Source organism: Solimonas soli DSM 21787, assembly GCF_000474945.1.
Classification (GTDB): Bacteria; Pseudomonadota; Gammaproteobacteria; order Nevskiales; family Nevskiaceae; genus Solimonas; species Solimonas soli.
In genome coordinates, this window is sequence record NZ_KI440836.1 from 497,594 (window position 1) to 514,196 (window position 16,603).

Here is a 16,603-nt window from a genome sequence, read left to right on the forward strand (position 1 = left end):
CCGCGCGGCCTCATGCGCGTTCGCGGAAGTCGAGCGCCGCCGAGTTGATGCAGTAGCGCAGGCCGGTCGGCTTCGGGCCGTCCGGGAAGACGTGGCCGAGGTGCGCATCGCAGCGCGCGCACAGCACTTCGACGCGCCGCATGCCGTGGCTGAGGTCCTCGCGGCTGATCACGGCCTCGTTCCGCGCCGGATCGAAGAAGCTCGGCCAGCCGGTGCCGGACTCGAACTTGGTGCGCGAATCGAACAGCGGCAGGCCGCAGCAGACGCAGTGAAAGACGCCGTCGCGATGGTCGTTCCACAGCGCGCCGGTGAACGCGCACTCGGTGCCGCCCTTGCGCGTCACCTGGTACTGCTCGGGTGTCAGCAGGGCCTTCCATTCGGCGTCGGTCTTGCGAATCTTTTCCATGTCGGGTCCTTGGGCCTGGGGGCGCGTCATTGTCGCGCCGCGCACCGCGGCGCGGCGGCGCGGCCGGTTTCGCGGCGGTCGCGGGGCGATACTCTAGCGCGGCGCCGCTGCTCTCCATGTGCGGGCGGCGCCGACGATGACAAGACGCTTGATCCGGGGGAATCCGTGCTCGTACCGCTGCCCGTGCTGTTCGCCGCCATTGCCGCGTCGGCCGCCGCCGCCATCGTCGCCGACTGGCGCGAGACGCGACCGCCGCTGTTCAAGCTGCTCAAGCCGCTGACCACGATCCTCATCATCGGCCTGGCCTGGAGCGCCCCGCCGGGCGGCTATCGCGACGCCCTGCTGCTGGCCCTGGTTCTGGCCCTGGCCGGCGACATCGCGCTGATGTACGAGTCGAACGGCGCCTTCCTCGGCGGGCTCGGCAGCTTCCTGCTCGCGCATCTGGTCTTCATGCTCGCCTTCCTGCATGGCGTGACGCCGGCGCCGCCGCCCTGGTGGGGCGCGCTGTTCGTCGTCTACGGCGCCGCGCTCGGCACGCTGCTCGTGCGCCGTGCCGAGGCGCCGCTGCGCATCCCGGTCGTGGTCTACGCGCTGGTGCTGACCGGCATGGCGCTGACCGCCCTGCTGCGCTGGCAGGCCCTCGGCGGCGTGACGGGCGGCTGCGCGCTGGCTGGCGCGGCGCTGTTCGTGCTGTCCGACTCGGCGCTCGGCATGCGCAAGTTCGTCGGCCGCTACGGCGGCGCGCAGGGTCTGATCCTCGGCACCTACTGGGCCGGCATCGCCGCCATCGCCTGGTCGGCGCAGGGCGTTGCCGGCTGAGCGCGCCGCCGTCCCGTCGCGGCGGAAATGGCGAACTGGGGGAATTTCCCGGCGCGCCGGCGGTCTAGGGCTCGCTACAGTGCCGCTTTCCGCTCATTCCACGGAGTCTTCGATGCGTTCAATCGTGCTCGGCGCCGGCAGCGCCGTCCTACTCGGCACGGCCTTGCTGGCCGGCTGCGGCAAGAGCCACCAGGCCCCGTCCGCCGCCGCAGCGCCGAAGACACTCAGTTCCGGCATCGAGCGCGCCAATTTCGACGACAGCGTGCGCGCGCAGGACGATTTCTACCGGCACGTCGACGGCACCTGGCTGAAGAAGACCGAGATTCCTGCCGACAAGTCGAACTACGGCGCCTTCACCAAGCTCGCCGACGACGCGCAGCAGCATCTGCGCGAGATCATCGAGACCGCCGCCGCCGATGCCGGCAAGAAGGCCGGCTCCGACGAACAGAAGGTCGGCGACTTCTACGCCTCGTTCATGGACGAGGCCCGCGCCGATCAGCTGGGCCTGGCGCCGCTGAAGGACGAGCTGGCGAGGATCGATGCGCTCAAGGACAGGAAAGAGCTGCCGGCGCTGCTCGCGCACCTGGAGACGATCGGGGTCGCGACCTTTCCCGGCCAGGTCGAGCCGGACGCCAAGAATTCCAAGCAATACGTCGTCTACCTGAATCAGGGCGGCACGCAGCTGCCGGACCGCGACTACTACCTCGAGAAGGGCGACAAGTTCGAGGCGATCCGCCAGGCCTACGTGGCGCACATCGCCAAGATGCTGACGCTGGCCCAGCTGCCGGACCCGGAGCAGAACGCCAATGCCATCATGGCGCTGGAAACGCGGCTGGCGCAGGCGCAGTGGACGCAGGTCGAGTCGCGCGACGCCGACAAGACCTACAACAAGTTCGAGTTCGCCGAGCTCGGCAAGCTGACGCCGGGCTTCGACTGGACGGCCTACGTCGACGGCATGGGCATCGGCAAGTCGCCGGGCCTCATCATCGGCCAGCCGAGCTTCTTCACGGCCTGGGACAAGATCATCGCCGCGACGCCGCTGCCGACCCTGAAGGTCTACCTGCAGTGGAATCTGCTGACGAACTACGCGCCGTATCTGTCGAAGCCCTTCGTCGACGAGAACTTCGCCTTCTTCGGCGCGACGCTCAACGGCATCAAGGAGATCAAGCCGCGCTGGAAGCGCGGCGTCGAGACCGCCGAAGGCGCGCTCGGCGAAGTGCTCGGCCGTCTCTACGTCGCCAAGTACTTCCCGCCGGAAGCCAAGGCGCGCATGGAAAAGCTGGTGCAGAACCTGCTCGCCGCCTACAGGCAGAGCATCGGCTCGCTCGACTGGATGACGGACGAGACCCGGCAGAAGGCGCTCGCCAAGCTCGCCGCCTTCGATCCGAAGATCGGCTATCCGAAGAAGTGGAAGGACTATTCGGCGCTGGTGGTGAAGGCCGATGACCTGGTCGGCAACGTCATGCGCTCGAACGTCGTCGAACACAATCGCGAGACGGCCAAGCTCGGCGGCCCGATCGACCGCGACGAGTGGGGCATGACGCCGCAGACGGTCAACGCCTACTACAACCCCCTGAAGAACGAGATCGTGTTCCCGGCGGCGATCCTGCAGCCGCCGTTCTTCGACCTGAACGCCGACGACGCCGTGAACTACGGCGGCATCGGCGCGGTGATCGGCCACGAGATCGGCCATGGTTTCGACGACCAGGGCTCGAAGTTCGACGGCGAGGGCAATCTCAAGAGCTGGTGGACGGACACCGACCGCAAGAACTTCGAGGCGCGCACCAAGGCGCTGATCGCGCAATACGACGCCTACGAGCCGCTGCCCGGCCAGCACGTGCAGGGCGCCTTCACGATCGGCGAGAACATCGGCGATCTCGGCGGCCTGTCGATCGCCTACAAGGCCTACCAGATCGCGCTCGACGGCCAGCCGGCGCCGGTCATCGACGGCTTCACCGGCGACCAGCGCTTCTTCATCGGCTGGGCGCAGGTCTGGCGCCGCAAGTACACCGACGAGAACCTGCTCAACCGCCTGAAGTCGGATCCGCACTCGCCGTCCGAATTCCGCTGCAACGGCGTGGTCGTCAACGTGCCGCAGTTCTATGCCGCGTTCGACGTCAGGGAAGGCGACAAGATGTATCTGCCGCCGGAAAAGCGCGTGAAGATCTGGTAGCGAGCCAGGGATTTCAAGGACTGCCGGTGGCAGTCCTTGCCTGGCGAGCGGGTGGGGCTGGGGCCCCACCCCGTGCCCGGGATTTCAAGGACTGCCGGTGGCAGTCCCTGCCTGGCGAGCGGGTGGGGCTGGGGCCCCACCCCGTGCCCGGGATTTCAAGGACTGCCGGTGGCAGTCCTTGCCCGGCGAGCGGGTGGCCTGGGGTCCCGCCCCATCATCTATAAGCCCGCGTCGCCATCCGGCGGCGCGGGCTTTTTTGCTGGCCGCATTTGCGCTCGGGCGGCGGCGCTCCGGATAATCGGCCGGTCTCCATTACCCAGCGGCCGCCCGGGGCACCGCCGTGCCGGCCGCTCCCGAATGAACGATCTCGCGCTGACGCTGTTCGCGGTCCTGCTGGTCCTGATCAATGGCTTCTTCGTCGCGGCCGAGTTCGCGATCGTCAAGCTGCGCCTGACGCGCGCCGAGGAGCTCGCCGAGGAGGCCGGCATCCTCGGCCGCACGCTGCACAAGGTGCGCCGCCAGCTCGACGCCTATCTCTCCGCCTGCCAGCTCGGCATCACGCTCGCCTCGCTGGGCCTCGGCTGGCTCGGCGAGCCGGCCTTCTCGCGGCTCATCGAGCCGGCGCTGCAGTTCGCCGGCCTCGACAACGAGCAGGTGCTGCACAGCGTGTCCTTCGTCGTCGCCTTCGCCATCATCTCTTTCCTGCACATCGTGCTCGGCGAGCTGGCACCGAAGTCGATGGCGATCCGCAAGGCCGAGACGGTGTCGCTGTGGGCGGCGCTGCCGCTGTTCCTGTTCTACTGGCTGATGTATCCGTTCATCGCCGTGCTCAACGGCAGCGCGACGCTGGTGCTGCGCCTGTTCCGCATGGATCTCGCCGGCGAGGGCGATGATCCGCATTCCGCCGACGAGATCCGCAAGCTGCTCGCCGCCAGCCACCGTCACGGCGAACTGGATCGCGTGCAGGCGCAGGTGCTGACGCACACGCTGGACCTGCCGGACCTCACGGTCGGCGACCTGATGCGGCCGGCCTTCGATCTCGTCGCGCTCGACATCCGCGACGACATCAGGAGCAACCTGGCGCTGGTCGCCAAGCACCGCTACTCGCGCTACGCGGTCAAGGACAGCGAGCAGGACGATCGCTACCTCGGCCTGCTGCACGTGCGCGATCTGGTCGCGGCGCTGCTCGCCGATCCGCAGCTCAGCGATCTCACGCCGCTGCTGCGCGAGGTGCCGATGATCACGCGCGACGAGCCGGCGCAGAACCTGTTCCGCCGTTTCCGCCGCGGCCTGCCGCACCTGGCGCTGGTCACCGACGAACTCGGCACGGTGATCGGCTTCATCACCCTCGAGCACATCCTCGAAGCGATCTTCGGCAGCATCCAGGACGAATTCCACCGTCGCAAGGAAGACTGGGTCGAACGCGCGCCGAACGTCTACGAGGGGCCCGGCTGGCTGCCGATCTACACGCTCGAACGCATGATCGGCCGCGACATCGATTCCGGCCGCGCCGACACCATCGGCGGCGTCGTCATGCAGATTCTCGATCGCCTGCCGCAGCGCGGCGACGAGGTCGCGGTCGACGGCCTGAAGATCGAGGTCCTCGACGTCGCCGGCCCGCGCATCGAGCGCCTGCGCGTCACCGTCGCGACGCCGTCCGGCGACGAGCTCGAGGACGGCGGCTGAGCGCAGTCCGGTGCGATTCATGTCCGATGCGCTAGGGTCGGACCGGGTCCACACCGCGGAGTCCGGCATGAACGGGCGCAATGCAGTTGCGAGGGCGGCGCTGCTGCTGGCCGGCGGCGTCCTGCTGGTGGCGACCGCCGCCTGCAGGCGCGAAGGCGCGCAACAGCCGGCCGCGCCGCCGGACGTTCCGACGCCGCCCGGTGATCCGCTGTCGCCGCCGCCGCCCGCCAACGTCGCCGCGCCGCTGCGCTACCACTGCGACGGCCTCGACTTCAGCGCGCGCTTCGACAACGACCGCGTCACGCTGCGGGCGCCGGGCAGGGAATACGTGCTGCCGCAGGTGGCGGCGGCATCCGGCGCGAAGTTCGAAAGCGGCGAGGCGATGTTCTGGAACAAGGGCCGCGAGGCGCTGCTGGAGATCGGCGGCAAGCGCTACGCGAACTGCCGCGAGGCCGGCGCCGGATAGCGCCGCCGCCGCACGGTCAGCGGCGTCGGCCGCAACAGCGATACCGATCGCAACCGTTTGTTGCGGACCCTGCGCAATTCGTGCGCCGCGCCGCGGTCCGAAGGGTTCGAACCACCAACGGGACCACCCGATGCCCAGAACGATGCTTCCCCTTTCGGCCGCCGCGCTGGCGCTGCTGGCCGGCGCCGCGCACGCGCAGCAGGGCGGCAAGCCGCCCGAGCCGCCGGCCGAAGCCTACGCTGCCTGCAGCGGCCGCAGCGCCGGCGATCAGGTCAGCTTCACGGCCAACGGCCACACCATCGAAGGGACCTGCGAGAAGATCGGCGATCGCCTCGCGCTGCGGCCGTCGCGGCGCCCGCCGCCGAACGGCCGCCCGCCATCGAGCGACAGCGGCGGCACGCAGTGAGCTCCTAGCGCACGCGCAGCAGCCAACCGTCGCCGGTCGCCCGCAATTCGTGGGTCAAGGCGAGCTCGGCGAGCAGGTCGTCGTCGTGCGAGACGATGACCAGCGCACCGCGGTACTGGCGCAGCATGGCCGCGAGCGCGTGACGCGCGGCGAGGTCGAGATGGTTGTCGGGCTCGTCGAGCAGCAGCAGTTGCGCCGGCCGCTCGGCGTAGAGCGCCAGCGCCAGCGCCGCCTTCATGCGCTCGCCGCCGCTCAGCGATGCGGCCGGCCGCTGCACGCGTTCGGCATCGAGGCCGAGCAGGGCGAGACGGCTGCGCAGTTCGCCGTCGTCGAGACGGGCGTTCGCCGCGCGCAGCTGTTCGGCGATGGAACGATCGGCGTCGAGCAGCGACAGGCGCTGATCGAGACAGGCGCTGTCGACGCGCAGCTCGCGCGTGCCGGCGAGCGGTGCCCGTTCGCCGGCCAGCACCTTGAGCAGCGTCGACTTGCCGCTGCCGTTGGCGCCGACCAGGCCGAGGCGCTGGCCGGCGGCGATCGTCAGGTCGATGTACTGCGTCGCGGCGCGCAGATGCGGCAGCCGCACCGCGCGCAGCGCGGCGATCGGTGCACCGCGCGCGGCGTTCGCCTCCGGCGCGAACAGCAGCAGCGGCGCGTCGGCTTCGACCTGCGCCGCCGCGTCGCGCACCTGCCGCGCCAGCGCGTCGCGCGTCACGGCCTGCTGCGCGCGCAGCTTGCCGCCGCTCGCTTCGCTGCGGCTCCTGCGCAGGCCGAGCAGGATCGGCGCCTGGTTCGCCGACGCCGCCTCGCGTGCGCCGCGCGCGGCGCGGCGATCGAGTCTTTCGCGTTGCGCCAGGAGCGCACGCTCCGTGCGCCGCCGCTCGTGCTTGCGCCGTTCGAGTTCGGCCGCCGCGTGCTCGCGCTGGTCGGCGCTCGCCTGCGCGTAGAAGGCGTAGCCGCCGCCGTAGCTGCGCAGGCCGAGGCTCGACAGCTCGACGATGCGCTGCATGGCCTGCAGCAGCGCGCGATCGTGGCTGACGACGATCAGCCCGCCCGGCCAGCGCTGCAGCTGCGCGATCAGCGCGTGGCGGTTGTCGCGATCGAGGTGATTGCTCGGTTCGTCGAGAATCAGCAGGTCGGCGCCGCCGAGACGGGCGCCGATCAGCACCACGCGTGTCGCCTCGCCGCCGCTCAGTTGCGCCGCCGGCGTATCGGCGCCGACGTGGGCGAGACCGGCGCGCTCGAGTTCCTGCCGCAGCTCGTCGCGTATCGTCCAGCGCTCGCCGAGCACGTCGAAATCCGCGGCCCGCGTGCTGCCCTGCTCGATGCGCCGCAGGGCATCGAGCGGCGGCCGCAGGCCGGCGAGGCCGGCCACCGTTTCGCCCGCGGCGATCGCGATCTGCTGGCCGACGTAATGCGCACGGCCGCGGCGTTCGCAGCGCCCGGCAGTCGGCGTGATGGCGCCGGCGAGGATGCGCGCCAGCACGGTCTTGCCGACGCCGTTGCGGCCGACGAGGCCGGTCGGCCGCATGTCGAAGGTTTCGTGCAGATCGCGGAACAGCCAGCGGCCGTCGGCCAGCTGATGGGAAACGCCGTGCAACGCGATCGAGGCGTCGTGAATCGTCATGAGGATGTCCAGCTGAAAACCCTGTTCCCCGCGCGGGCGCCGGGGCGCGAAAGCGGCCGTCGGAAGACGGTGGGATTTCAGTGGAGCATCGTGCGCAGGACTCAAAGCAGCCGGGATGGCCGCGCGGCATTGTAGACGCGCGCCGGCGCCTCCCTGCAAGCCGTGCCGCGCCGTGCCCGCCGCGCGCGACGTTCAGTCGAGCAGCGGCGCCGCGCTGCGCGGTTGCCAGCGGTAGCGTTCGAAGTCGATCTTGTCGCGCACGAACACCACGCCTTCGGCTTCGAGACTGCGGCGCGCCAGCCGGTAAGCCTTGCTGCCCGGTTCGAACGACAGCTTGCCCTGCGCATTGATGACGCGGTACCACGGCAGCTTCAGATCGTCGGGCACCGCGCGCAGCGCCTGCGCGGTACGCCGCGGCTGGCGCGGAAAACCGGCCTCGGCGGCGACCTGGCCGTAGGTCGCGACGCGGCCTTGCGGAATGCGGGCGATGACGGCCCAGATGCGCTCGTTGATCTCGGAACTTTTCACGGGGCGTTTTGCCTGGCGGCGGCGCCGCCTCGACGGCTGACGGGCTCTGTCAGCGCAGGCTGACAGCATAGGAGATTCGCGCCCTGCGGGCCGGGGCGTCCGGACCGCGAGGTCCGGCGCCGCCTGTCATTCCCCGCAACCGGGTGCCGCGTGCCGCGCCCTGCTCCCAACCCCAAAACCTCGAACCGTTGCCGCCTCAGGCGGCGATCGCCAGCGTTTCGTCCGACGCGCGCTGGCTCCACTCGACGCTCCAGCCCTCGCGCTCCCAGCGCGTGATCCAGGCCTGTGCCAGCGCTTCCGCGTAGCTGCGCCCGAACTGCATGCGCAGGCGGCGCTGCTCGGTCCAGCGCATCCAGCGCTCGTCGCCGCCTTCGCAGACGCGCAGCCAGTGCTGGCCGCCTTCGCCGCGGCTGACGATGACGGCGCGCGCGCCGTAGAACGCCGTATCGCGCGGCAGCAAGAGGGCGTTGAACAGCACCGTCTCGCTGTGCTCGATCAGCGTGCTGAACTCGTCGTGTGAACCGTAAGCGGGCAGGGTATTCATGATCGTCTCCATGAACTCTTTTACGGCACGCCCGAAGGTCCGTTGAGAACGCCGATGCCGACGCCCTTTGTAGGATAAAGGCCCGCCGGCCTGTGCGCGCCGCGGCGACAGCGCCGGGCCGACGGCCGCTCGGGCTCGGGGTGGGCGCCTCAGGCGCCGCCGAAATTGCCGTCCGTCATCAGCACGCTGTGCCCGCCGACGCGCACCGCCGTCAGCCGGCCGCCGCTGCGCTCGGCGCTGGCGTGCAGCAGGCTCGGCCGGCCCATTTCGACGCCCTGGTGGATCAGCCACTGCAGCGTGCCGTCGCCGCTCGCCTCGCTGCCGAGCGCGCCGGCCAGCGCGGCGGCCGCCGAGCCGGTCGCCGGGTCCTCCGGGATGCCGAGGTCCGGCGCGAACATGCGCGCGCGCAGTTCGCCTTCGTAACCGCGCGCGTAGATGTAGAACTGCTGCGCCCAGCCGCCGGCGAGCAGGGCGCGCGCCGCCGCGGCGTCGAAGTCGACGGCGGCGAGCAGTTCCGGCGCCTTCAGCGGCACCAGCACGAAGGGCAGGCCGCAGGACACCGCGCGCGGCCCTTCGCCGTTGCTGTGCAGATCGGCGGCGTCGAGGCCCAGCACGCGGGCGATGGCGGCGGCGTCCGGCGCCTCGCCGTACTGCGGCAGCTGCGCCACGCTCAGCTCGGCGTAGATCGGCTCGCCCGGCACGCGGCGCACGCGCACCGGCACCGGGCCGACGCCCTCCTCGAGCATGAACGGCACCTCGGCGCCTTTCGGCGCGAGGCCGAGTTCGGCGAGCAGCGCCGCCGCGCCGACGGTCGGATGGCCGGCGAACGGCAGTTCGCGACCGGGCGTGAAGATGCGCACGCGGTGCAGGGCATCGCTGCGCGTCGGCGGCAGCACGAACACCGTTTCGGAGAGATTGAATTCGCGCGCGATGCGCTGCATCTGCGCGGTCGACAGCGCGTCGCCGCCGAACAGCACGGCCAGCGGATTGCCGCCGAACGGTTCGGTCGTGAACACATCGAGCGTATGGAAGCGCAGGGTCATGGCGGGTCGGAGCGGTCGGAGGAACGCGGATTGTCGTATGGACAAGCTGAACGCGGCGAGTATGGCGGTGCGCGATGGCGCCGGCGAGCCGCGAAGCGGCGCTGGCGGCGTCCGCGCGCCTGACGCATGCTGTGCCGCGACAGGACGTCGCGAGGAGTTTCGCCATGGAAAAATCGCCGCGCCGGCGGTACACGATCGCCGCGCTGCTGTTCTGCGGCGTGGCCGGCATCGGCCACGCGCAGGCCCCCGCCGCGCTGCCGCCGCTGCAGACGCAGGGCGAGGTCTCCTATCTTTCCGGCGGCATCGGCAGCGATGAGGTCGAGGCGATCAAGGCGGCGCGCGACCGCTTCGCGCTGAGCGTCAGCCTGTCGGCGCGCAGCGACGGACGCGACGTGTACCTCGCCGAGGTGCCGCTGACGATCCGCGACGACACCGGCCGCACGGTGCTCGAGCTCGTCAGCCAGGGGCCGTATCTGCTCGCGCAGCTGCCGCCCGGGCGCTACGAGCTCAGCGCCAGCTACGGCGGCGAGGAGAAGAAGAGCGTCATCCGTCTGGCCGCCGGCCGGCCGCAGCGCGTTGCGCTGAGCTGGACACGGCTGGCGAGCGATGCCAACGCGACCGTGCCGGCCGCCGCCGCATCGGTCGCGCCGCCCGCCGTCGCGGAACGCGGCGCGCCGGCGCGCGATCCCGCCCTGCCGCCGCTCAACGCGCAGGGCGGCGTGCCGTATCTGTCCGGCGGCATCGGCAGCGACGAAGCCGCCGCCATCAAGGCCGCCGCGTCGCGCTATTCGCTGTCCGTGACGCTGTCGGCGAGCGAGGACGGCCACGGCGTGTTCATCGCCTCGGTGCCGGTGACCGTCAGCGATGCCAGCGGCGCGACCCTGCTCGACATCGTCACCGACGGCCCGTATCTGCTCGCCGATCTGCCGCCCGGCCGCTACGTCGTGCGCGCCCGCTACGCCGAGCAGGACAAGACCGCGACGGTGAACGTCAGGCCCGGCCAGACCGCGCGGCTGTCGTTCGCGTGGAGCACGACCGCGCGCTGACGCGCATCGCTACAATGCCGCGCCGCGCGACGGGCGCGGCACCGGAATGCGGTGTGGGCAGAACGATCGGACCTTTACTGACGGCGCAGGTACATGCTGCCATCGCCGCCGCCCGCGCGGCCGGGCGCGCGACGCTCGGCGTCTCGCTCGATCTCGGCCGCTCGCAAGCGACGATCCGGCTCGACGCGGCGGGCTGGCATCACGAAGGACGGGCGTATCCGCTGCCCGAGGTCTGCAAGGAACGCACGATCTATTACTGGACCGGCGAGGCGTTCGCGCCGGTCGCGCGCTATGCGAACGCGCTGATCAAGCTGGTGCCGACCGAATGGGGCGCGCCGACCTTCGAGATCGACGGCATCAAGATGCTGCCGACGGCGCGCGTCTCGCCGTATGCCGACGCCGAGCGCAAGGTCGGGCTGATCGCACCGCGCGGCAAGATCGTGCTCGACTGCTGCGGCGGGCTCGGCTACTTCGCCGACGGCTGCCTGCGCGGCGGCGCGCAGCGGATCCTGTCGTTCGAAAAGAACGCCGACGTCATCTGGCTGCGCACGCTGAATCCCTGGTCACCCGATCACACGGTGCCGGGCGCGCTGACGCTGACGCACGGCGACGTCATCGAAGGGATCGGCGCGATGGCCGACGCCTCGGTCGACGCGATCCTGCACGACCCGCCGCGCTTCGGCATCGCCGGCGAGCTGTACGCGCAGGCGTTCTATGACCAGCTGGCGCGCGTGCTGAAGAACGGCGGCCGCCTGTTTCACTACACCGGCACGCCGAACAAGCTGACCAGCCGCCGCGACGTGCCCGGCGAAGTGGCGGCCCGGCTGCAGCGCGCCGGCTTTGCGACCGAGTTCAACGGCGATGGCGTCGTGGCCGTGAAAGGCGGCCGCGGCAAACCGGCGCGCCGCTGAGGTTCAGCCCGGCGGCGCGGCGTCGAGCGCGCGCTGCAACAGCAGCAGGCGCAGATCGAATTCGATCTGCCCGTATGCCGGCAGCATGTGCCGGCACAGCTGGTAGAAGGCCTTGTTGTGTTCGAACTCGCGCAGATGCGCGAGCTCGTGCACGACGACCATCTCGAGAAATTCCGGCGCCAGTTCCTTGAACAGGCTGGCGACGCGGATTTCCGCCTTGGCCTTCAGCCGCCCGCCCTGCACGCGCGAAATGGTCGTGTGCAGACCGAGCACGTTCTGCAGCACGTCCATCTTGTTTTGCCAGACGACCTTGTGCAGCGGCGCCGAACTGCGCAGATACGTCTGCTTCAGCCGCAGCGCATAGTCGTACAGCGCCGCATCGGTGCGGATCGCGTGCCGCTGCGGATAGCGCTGCGCCAGATGCGGCGCCAGTCGCTGTTCGACGACCAGCCGGGCGACCTGTGCGCGCAGCGCCGGTGGATAGCCGCCGAGATACCGGGCCAGCTGGCGCTGCAGCGACGCCTCGGTGTGCATGCCGCGACGCCGGGCTTTTCAGCCGGCGACGACGCGGATGCGCCAATCGTCGCAGACGACGCTCTGCCCGGCGCGGATCTTCGCGGTCTTGCGCGTTTCGCGCGCGCCGTCGACCGTCACCCGGCCCTCGGCGACCAGCGCCTTGCCGGCGCCGCCGCTGTCGCAGGCACCCGCCAGCTTGAGCAGCTGGTTGAGCTCGATGAACTCGCCTGCGAGCGTGAACGTGATGGAGGGCATGCGACGCCGGCCGGAAAGGAAGGGCGGCGGATTCTAGCGCGGCGGCATCGGCGCCACGCCCGCTCCGCCGCCGCGGCGCTCAGGCCGCTGTCGAGCCGGCCGGCCGCCACTGCTTGCCGGCCGCGCTCGCTTCCCAGGCCGCGACGCCGATCTTCTCGACCAGGCCGAGCGCCTCGAGCGTGGCCATGGTCGCCGTGGTGCCGACCGCGTTGCCGTTGACCTCGACACGATTGCCGCTGACCGAATACGCCTTCCAGCCCTTGCTCAGCCAGTTCATCACCACCGTTTGCGACTTGCTCAGCTTCTTTGCCACCTGCAGCTCCGGCTCATGGCCGCGCGCCGTGCGCAGCCTTCAATGGAATGCGACAAGCATGGCACAGATGCGAGGCGCGCCACGCCGGCGCCTTCAGCGCACGCCGTCGCGCACCTTGGCGATGAAGTCGCGCAGATACGGCTTGCCGGCGAGGCTTTCCGGCATCGCCGCGTGCAGCTCGCACTTCAGGCCCCGGGCGCCGAGCGGCTTGCCGATCACGTAGCCGCGCTCGAGATACGGCATCACGCTCCAGTCCGGCAGCGCGGCGATGCCGCGACGGCTGGCCACCAGCTGCAGGATCGCCACGGTCAGCTCGGCCTTGCGGCGCTTCGGGCGGATGCCCTTCGGCGCGAGGAAGTGGCGGATCACGTCGATCATCGCCTCGTCGACCGGATAGCTGATCAGCGTCTCGTCGGCGAAGTCGCGCGGCGTCAGATGCGGCTTGTCGGCGAGCGGATGATCGGGCGCGAGGATCGCCAGCGTCTCGTAGGTGAACAGCTGCTCGGTGACGATGCCGGCGCGGCGCGGCGGCTTGTCGTGGATCACCGCGAAGTCGGCGAGGCCCTGTTCGACCAGCGTCATCGGCTCGGTCTGGAAGCCGCCGACGAGATCGAGCTCGACCTGCGGCCAGTGTTCGCGGAAGGCGTCCATGGCCGGCATCAGCCAGTCGAAGCAGGTGTGGCACTCGATGACGATGCGCAGCTCGCCGCTGCTGCCCGACACGCGCTGCACGATGTCGCGCTCCGCCTCGCCGAGCTGCGCCAGCACTTCGCGGGCCAGGCCGACCAGGCGCGCGCCGATCTGCGTGAAGCGCAGCGGCTTGGTGTTGCGCTCGAACAGCGGCGCGCCGTAGTGCGATTCCAGGGCCTTCAGCTGATGCGACAGCGCCGACTGCGTGACGAACACGCGCTCGGCGGCCTTGGCCAGCGAGCCGCTGTCGGCGAGCGCCACCAGCGTCTGCAGATGACGGATTTCGAGCGGCGACCGGGCCATGGCGAGCCTATTAATTCCATTCAATGAAATTCGGAAAATGCTGAGATTGAATCATGTCTCGCGCGTGGCGACCATGGGCGCCTTCACCACTCACCTCGCCGACCGCCATGACCACCGCCCACATCCTCGGCTTCCCGCGCATCGGTGCGCAGCGCGAACTGAAAGCCGCCCTCGAAGCGCACTGGCAGGGCGGGCTCGATGCCGCCGGCCTGCACGAGCTCGCCCGTAGCCTGCGCGCGCGCCACTGGCAGCAGCAGCGCGACGCCGGCCTCGACTTCGTGACCGTCGGCGATTTCGCCTTCTACGACCAGCTGCACAACGTCAGCGCCCTGATCGGCGCGGCGCCGGCGCGTTTCGGCTTCGGCGGCCCGCTCGGCCTGCCCGAGTACTTCGCCATGGCGCGCGGCACGCCTGCGCAGCCGGCGCTGGCGATGAAGAAATGGTTCGACACCAACTACCACTACCTCGTGCCGGAGGTCGACGCCGGCACGCGCTTCGCGCTGAACCGCGACTGGCTGCTGCCGGAGGTGCGCGAGGCGCTGGCGCTCGGACACAAGGTCAAGGTCGCGCTGCCGGGTCCGCTGACCTGGCTGTGGCTGGCGTCGGCCGAGGCCGGCTTCGACAAGCTGCGCCTGCTGTCGCTGCTGCTCAATGTCTACTGGGCGCTGCTCGCCGAGCTGAAGGCGCTCGGCGTCGAATGGGTACAGCTCGACGAGCCGATTCTCGCCCTCGACCTGCCGGCGGCATGGATCGCCGCCGTGACGACGGCGTACCGCGAGCTGGCCGGCGCCGGACCGGCGCTCCTGCTGGCGACCTACTTCGGCGACGTCGGCGAGCACGCCGCGCTGCTCAAGGCCTTGCCGATCGCCGGCCTGCATCTCGATCTGGTCCGCGCCCCGCAGCAGCTGCCCGCCTTCATCGCCGACTGGCCGGCCGACAAGCGGCTGTCGCTCGGCATCGTCGATGGCCGCAACCCGTGGCGCACCGACCTCGCGGCGGCGCTGGCGACGCTGCACGCGGCGCAGGCCGCGCTCGGCGAGCGCCTGTGGGTGGCCCCGTCCTGCTCGCTGCTGCACGTGCCGCACGATCTATCCTTCGAGCGCCGGCTCGATCCGCGCATCCGCAGCTGGATGGCGTTCGCGGTGCAGAAGCTCGATGAGCTGGCCTTGCTGAAGCGCGCGCTGCGCGACGGCGAGGCCGCGGTCTGGCGCGAGCTGCACGCCGCCGCCGCCGCGATCGAGGACCGTCGCCGCGCGCCGACCACGCAGGTGGCCGCGGTCCGCGCCCGCGTCGCCGCGCTCGGGCCGGACGACGCGCGGCGCCGCTCGCCGTTCGCGCAGCGCATCGCCGCCCAGCGAGCGGTTCTGCAACTGCCGAAGCTGCCGACGACGACGATCGGCTCGTTTCCGCAGACGGCGGAAATCCGTGCCGCGCGCGCCGCGTTCAAGGCCGGCCGGCTCGGCGAGGCCGAGTACATCGCCGCGATGCAGGCCGAGATTCGCCACGCGGTCGAGAGGCAGGAGGCGCTCGGCCTCGACGTGCTCGTGCACGGCGAGCCGGAGCGCAACGACATGGTCGAGTACTTCGGCGAGCAGCTGGCCGGTTATGCGTTCACGCAGAACGGCTGGGTGCAGAGCTACGGCTCGCGCTGCGTGAAACCGCCGCTCATCTACGGCGACGTGTGGCGGCCGAAGCCGATGACGGTCGAGTGGTCGCGCTACGCGCAGAGTCTCACCGACAAGCCGATGAAGGGCATGCTGTCCGGCCCGCTGACCATGCTGTTCTGGAGTTTCGTGCGCGACGATCTGCCGAAGCGCGAGGTCGCGCTGCAGCTGGCGCTGGCGCTGCGCGACGAGGTCGTCGATCTCGAAGCGGCCAGCATCAAGCTCATCCAGATCGACGAGCCGACGATCCGCGAGGGCCTGCCGCTGAAGAAGGCCGACTGGCCGGCGTATCTCGACTGGGCGGTGCAGGCCTTCCGCATCACGGCAGGCGGCGTGCGCGACGAGACGCAGATCCACACGCACATGTGCTACTCGGAGTTCAACGACATCCTGCCGGCGATCGCCGCGCTCGACGCCGACGTCATCACCATCGAGACCTCGCGCGCGCGCATGAAGCTGCTCGATGCCTTCGCCGAGTTCCGCTATCCGAACGACATCGGCCCCGGGCTCTACGACATCCACTCGCCGCGCGTGCCGGCCGCCGGCGAGATGCGCACGCTGCTCGACAAGGCGCTGGCCGTGGTGCCGGCCGAGCGCCTCTGGGTCAATCCGGATTGCGGCCTGAAGACGCGCGCCTGGCCGGAGACCGAAGCGGCGCTGCGGCAGATGGTGGCGACGGCGCGCGCGGCGCGCGCGGCGCTCGGTTGAGGGCGCGGCACATGTTTTGCAGCACCATCGGCGTCACGGCCGCGCCAGTAATCATCCCAGCCAAGCCGGTTCCCATTCCAGCGGAGACGATCCATGGCGACCCTTGCGCAACGCCTAGTGCTATTTTGGGTGCTGATGTGCATCTGCATGATGCTGCACTTCAACTACAACCTCAGCGGTCTTTTCTACGGCATCGATCTCAAGGTGCCCGACGCCAGCGGTAGCCAGCCGCCGCAGCTGATCGTGCTGCGACTGCTGTTCAACGTCGTGCCGATGGCTTTCGCCGTCGCGCTCATGTACGGCGCGCAGCGCTGGCTGCGCTGGACGGTGTTCGTCGCCAGCGGGCTCTACGTGCTCGCGCACGCCGGACATCTGCTCGGCGAACTGCGCCACACGCCGCCGGACTACAGCCAGTGGCTGCTGCTGACGTTCACGCTGCTGCTCGCCCTGCTGCAGGCCATCACCGCCTGGCGCTGGGTGCGGGCCGCGCAATAGCGCCCCG

Annotated in this window: 18 protein-coding genes; 9 read left to right on the forward strand and 9 right to left on the reverse strand. The window is 70.4% G+C overall.

Annotation, left to right across the window (positions count from 1 at the left end):
• Window positions 1-10: 10 nt before the first annotated feature.
• A complete protein-coding gene (msrB, locus tag K344_RS0114425) occupies window positions 11-406 on the reverse strand; it encodes a peptide-methionine (R)-S-oxide reductase MsrB (protein WP_028081258.1) in 396 nt (131 codons plus the stop codon).
• Between the two features lie 165 nt (window positions 407-571).
• On the opposite strand from msrB, the gene K344_RS21885 reads away from it, so the two are divergent.
• From K344_RS21885 to K344_RS21895, 5 genes are all read left to right on the forward strand, one after another.
• Window positions 572-1,225, forward strand: coding sequence for a lysoplasmalogenase (locus tag K344_RS21885; protein ID WP_051362251.1), 654 nt, complete (start codon window positions 572-574; stop codon window positions 1,223-1,225).
• Between the two features lie 112 nt (window positions 1,226-1,337).
• Complete coding sequence (locus tag K344_RS0114435; protein WP_028081259.1) at window positions 1,338-3,398, forward strand: M13 family metallopeptidase; 2,061 nt, start codon at window positions 1,338-1,340, stop codon at window positions 3,396-3,398.
• A gap of 357 nt (window positions 3,399-3,755) precedes the next feature.
• Entirely contained in the window at window positions 3,756-5,084 is a 1,329-nt protein-coding gene (locus K344_RS0114440; protein WP_028081260.1) for a hemolysin family protein, read from the forward strand.
• Between the two features lie 67 nt (window positions 5,085-5,151).
• Window positions 5,152-5,550 (forward strand): MliC family protein, encoded by a 399-nt coding sequence (locus K344_RS21890; protein ID WP_043114509.1) that lies wholly within the window; start codon window positions 5,152-5,154, stop codon window positions 5,548-5,550.
• 142 nt (window positions 5,551-5,692) lie between these two features.
• Window positions 5,693-5,956: a hypothetical protein gene (locus K344_RS21895; protein ID WP_051362252.1), complete on the forward strand. Its 264-nt coding sequence runs from the start codon at window positions 5,693-5,695 to the stop codon at window positions 5,954-5,956.
• Between the two features lie 4 nt (window positions 5,957-5,960).
• On the opposite strand, the gene K344_RS0114455 is transcribed toward K344_RS21895, so the two are convergent.
• From K344_RS0114455 to K344_RS0114470, 4 genes are all read right to left on the reverse strand, one after another.
• Window positions 5,961-7,580 carry an ATP-binding cassette domain-containing protein gene (locus K344_RS0114455; RefSeq protein WP_043114511.1) on the reverse strand — a complete coding sequence of 540 codons (1,620 nt, stop codon included), beginning with the start codon at window positions 7,578-7,580 and terminating at the stop codon, window positions 5,961-5,963.
• 192 nt (window positions 7,581-7,772) lie between these two features.
• Window positions 7,773-8,108, reverse strand: coding sequence for an MGMT family protein (locus K344_RS0114460; protein WP_028081262.1), 336 nt, complete (start codon window positions 8,106-8,108; stop codon window positions 7,773-7,775).
• 196 nt (window positions 8,109-8,304) lie between these two features.
• On the reverse strand, window positions 8,305-8,652 hold the full coding sequence (locus K344_RS0114465; protein WP_157622953.1) for a hypothetical protein: 348 nt from the start codon (window positions 8,650-8,652) through the stop codon (window positions 8,305-8,307).
• Window positions 8,653-8,801: 149 nt separating this feature from the next.
• Window positions 8,802-9,695, reverse strand: a complete 894-nt coding sequence (locus K344_RS0114470) for a PhzF family phenazine biosynthesis protein (protein ID WP_028081264.1) — start codon at window positions 9,693-9,695, stop codon at window positions 8,802-8,804.
• A 164-nt stretch (window positions 9,696-9,859) separates the two neighbouring features.
• Here K344_RS0114470 and K344_RS0114475 point away from each other — a divergent pair, with 164 nt between their 5' ends.
• Together K344_RS0114475 and K344_RS0114480 are read left to right on the forward strand one after the other, a co-directional pair.
• The gene (locus tag K344_RS0114475) at window positions 9,860-10,741 is read left to right on the forward strand and encodes a carboxypeptidase-like regulatory domain-containing protein (RefSeq protein ID WP_028081265.1); all 882 of its coding nucleotides are present in this window, start codon (window positions 9,860-9,862) and stop codon (window positions 10,739-10,741) included.
• Window positions 10,742-10,755: 14 nt separating this feature from the next.
• Window positions 10,756-11,652: a class I SAM-dependent methyltransferase gene (locus K344_RS0114480; protein ID WP_084197480.1), complete on the forward strand. Its 897-nt coding sequence runs from the start codon at window positions 10,756-10,758 to the stop codon at window positions 11,650-11,652.
• Window positions 11,653-11,655: 3 nt separating this feature from the next.
• On the opposite strand, the gene K344_RS0114485 is transcribed toward K344_RS0114480, so the two are convergent.
• From K344_RS0114485 to K344_RS0114500, 4 genes are all read right to left on the reverse strand, one after another.
• Window positions 11,656-12,186: a M48 metallopeptidase family protein gene (locus K344_RS0114485; RefSeq protein WP_051362253.1), complete on the reverse strand. Its 531-nt coding sequence runs from the start codon at window positions 12,184-12,186 to the stop codon at window positions 11,656-11,658.
• 18 nt (window positions 12,187-12,204) lie between these two features.
• Entirely contained in the window at window positions 12,205-12,423 is a 219-nt protein-coding gene (locus K344_RS0114490; protein ID WP_028081268.1) for an RNA-binding S4 domain-containing protein, read from the reverse strand.
• A 79-nt stretch (window positions 12,424-12,502) separates the two neighbouring features.
• Window positions 12,503-12,736, reverse strand: a complete 234-nt coding sequence (locus K344_RS0114495; protein ID WP_043114512.1) for a hypothetical protein — start codon at window positions 12,734-12,736, stop codon at window positions 12,503-12,505.
• A gap of 93 nt (window positions 12,737-12,829) precedes the next feature.
• Window positions 12,830-13,729, reverse strand: coding sequence for a LysR family transcriptional regulator (locus K344_RS0114500; protein ID WP_028081270.1), 900 nt, complete (start codon window positions 13,727-13,729; stop codon window positions 12,830-12,832).
• Between the two features lie 107 nt (window positions 13,730-13,836).
• Here K344_RS0114500 and metE point away from each other — a divergent pair, with 107 nt between their 5' ends.
• Together metE and K344_RS0114510 are read left to right on the forward strand one after the other, a co-directional pair.
• The gene (gene metE, locus K344_RS0114505; RefSeq protein ID WP_028081271.1) at window positions 13,837-16,101 is read left to right on the forward strand and encodes a 5-methyltetrahydropteroyltriglutamate--homocysteine S-methyltransferase; all 2,265 of its coding nucleotides are present in this window, start codon (window positions 13,837-13,839) and stop codon (window positions 16,099-16,101) included.
• Window positions 16,102-16,194: 93 nt separating this feature from the next.
• The gene (locus K344_RS0114510) at window positions 16,195-16,596 is read left to right on the forward strand and encodes a hypothetical protein (RefSeq protein WP_157622955.1); all 402 of its coding nucleotides are present in this window, start codon (window positions 16,195-16,197) and stop codon (window positions 16,594-16,596) included.
• Window positions 16,597-16,603 lie beyond the last annotated feature (7 nt).

Coding starts and splice junctions, on each gene's coding strand:
- K344_RS0114435 (WP_028081259.1), top strand. CDS start 1,338: ATGCGTTCAATCGTGCTCGGCGCCGGCAGCGCCGTCCTACTCGGCACG.
- K344_RS0114490 (WP_028081268.1), bottom strand. CDS start 12,423: ATGCCCTCCATCACGTTCACGCTCGCAGGCGAGTTCATCGAGCTCAAC.
- K344_RS21890 (WP_043114509.1), top strand. CDS start 5,152: ATGAACGGGCGCAATGCAGTTGCGAGGGCGGCGCTGCTGCTGGCCGGC.
- K344_RS0114465 (WP_157622953.1), bottom strand. CDS start 8,652: ATGAATACCCTGCCCGCTTACGGTTCACACGACGAGTTCAGCACGCTG.
- K344_RS0114475 (WP_028081265.1), top strand. CDS start 9,860: ATGGAAAAATCGCCGCGCCGGCGGTACACGATCGCCGCGCTGCTGTTC.
- K344_RS0114500 (WP_028081270.1), bottom strand. CDS start 13,729: ATGGCCCGGTCGCCGCTCGAAATCCGTCATCTGCAGACGCTGGTGGCG.
- K344_RS0114470 (WP_028081264.1), bottom strand. CDS start 9,695: ATGACCCTGCGCTTCCATACGCTCGATGTGTTCACGACCGAACCGTTC.
- msrB (WP_028081258.1), bottom strand. CDS start 406: ATGGAAAAGATTCGCAAGACCGACGCCGAATGGAAGGCCCTGCTGACA.
- K344_RS0114440 (WP_028081260.1), top strand. CDS start 3,756: ATGAACGATCTCGCGCTGACGCTGTTCGCGGTCCTGCTGGTCCTGATC.
- metE (WP_028081271.1), top strand. CDS start 13,837: ATGACCACCGCCCACATCCTCGGCTTCCCGCGCATCGGTGCGCAGCGC.
- K344_RS0114455 (WP_043114511.1), bottom strand. CDS start 7,580: ATGACGATTCACGACGCCTCGATCGCGTTGCACGGCGTTTCCCATCAG.
- K344_RS0114510 (WP_157622955.1), top strand. CDS start 16,195: ATGGCGACCCTTGCGCAACGCCTAGTGCTATTTTGGGTGCTGATGTGC.
- K344_RS0114480 (WP_084197480.1), top strand. CDS start 10,756: ATGCCGCGCCGCGCGACGGGCGCGGCACCGGAATGCGGTGTGGGCAGA.
- K344_RS0114485 (WP_051362253.1), bottom strand. CDS start 12,186: ATGCACACCGAGGCGTCGCTGCAGCGCCAGCTGGCCCGGTATCTCGGC.
- K344_RS21895 (WP_051362252.1), top strand. CDS start 5,693: ATGCTTCCCCTTTCGGCCGCCGCGCTGGCGCTGCTGGCCGGCGCCGCG.